The following is a 538-nucleotide window of genomic DNA, read 5'->3' as shown; positions in this document are numbered from 1 at the left end:
TTTGACAGTTTAAGGAAAAAATAACTCAAGAAAACCCTTTAGTTAAGGGTTAATCTTGAGTTTTTGGTTTTGCAGGGGAATATAGTAATTGATTGGCAATTTTAGACTCATGAATGATACTTCTCATTTTAGCCTTCTTGATAATCTGAGTATCTGTACGGAAACCAAATAATTCATGAAGGTCATCCGTCAAATCTGTTCTTTTATAAATTGGAATGTAGCCATATGCGTCAAGTGCACATACATCCATGCTTCTCAGTGTATCTATGATATTCTCTGTTGTATATTTCTTGTCCAGTTTGAATTCCAGAATCCTATATATCAGCAATGCCAGAAAGCAGATTAGGAAATGGGCCTTTATCCTGTCTTCTCTCTGCAGGTATACAGGTCGTGCTTCAAAGTCCGTCTTCATTATTCTGAAACATTCTTCGATCTGCCATCTTCTCTCATTGATAGCGATGATCTCAGATACATCTCCCTCTATATCTGTCGTTACTGCATAGAACCCATCATACATCGCCTCTTTATCTATAGCTGC

General features: G+C 37.0%; 1 protein-coding gene. It reads right to left on the bottom strand.

Going from position 1 to position 538, the window contains the following annotated elements:
• Window positions 1-49: 49 nt before the first annotated feature.
• Window positions 50-538 (bottom strand): transposase (locus ACESPQ_RS20795; protein WP_373144878.1); only part of this gene is annotated, 489 nt, incomplete at its 5' end.

It is taken from the genome of Clostridium sp. HGF2 (genome assembly GCF_964240115.1).
GTDB lineage: Bacteria > Bacillota_I > Bacilli_A > Erysipelotrichales > Erysipelotrichaceae > Clostridium_AQ > Clostridium_AQ innocuum.
The sequence above is the reverse complement of the archived record's forward strand: the minus strand, read 5'-3'. Positions and strand labels throughout refer to the sequence as shown.